The organism is Janthinobacterium sp. NKUCC08_JDC, from assembly GCF_019345575.1.
Classification (GTDB): Bacteria; Pseudomonadota; Gammaproteobacteria; order Burkholderiales; family Burkholderiaceae_D; genus Janthinobacterium; species Janthinobacterium aestuarii.
The window spans coordinates 1-287 of the sequence record NZ_JAHKQW010000055.1 but is presented as its reverse complement, the minus strand read 5'-3'; the positions used below and the strand labels follow the sequence as shown (position 1 = coordinate 287).

Genomic DNA, 287 nt, shown 5'->3' with positions numbered 1-287 from the left:
AAGAAGAAACAGTAGTCGTAGTAGCACCGCGTTGGGGCTGTAGCTCAGCTGGTTAGAGCACCGTGTTGATAACGCGGGGGTCGTTGGTTCGAGTCCAACCAGCCCTACCAGCAAAAACAGACCCGGGGGTAAGGTGGACGCTAGTCCAGCCAGACCTACCAGTAATGTAATACCCACAGGGGGATTAGCTCAGCTGGGAGAGCACCTGCTTTGCAAGCAGGGGGTCGTCGGTTCGATCCCGTCATCCTCCACCAAAGTTTTACTCGAAAGTGCAAACGTAAGCCGGT

The 287-nt window shown here is 55.1% G+C and carries 2 tRNA genes; both read left to right on the top strand.

Going from position 1 to position 287, the window contains the following annotated elements:
- Positions 1-33 precede the first annotated feature (33 nt).
- Positions 34-110 (top strand) — tRNA-Ile (locus KO538_RS29085).
- A gap of 68 nt (positions 111-178) precedes the next feature.
- Positions 179-254 (top strand) — tRNA-Ala (locus KO538_RS29080).
- The last annotated feature ends 33 nt before the right edge of the window (positions 255-287 follow it).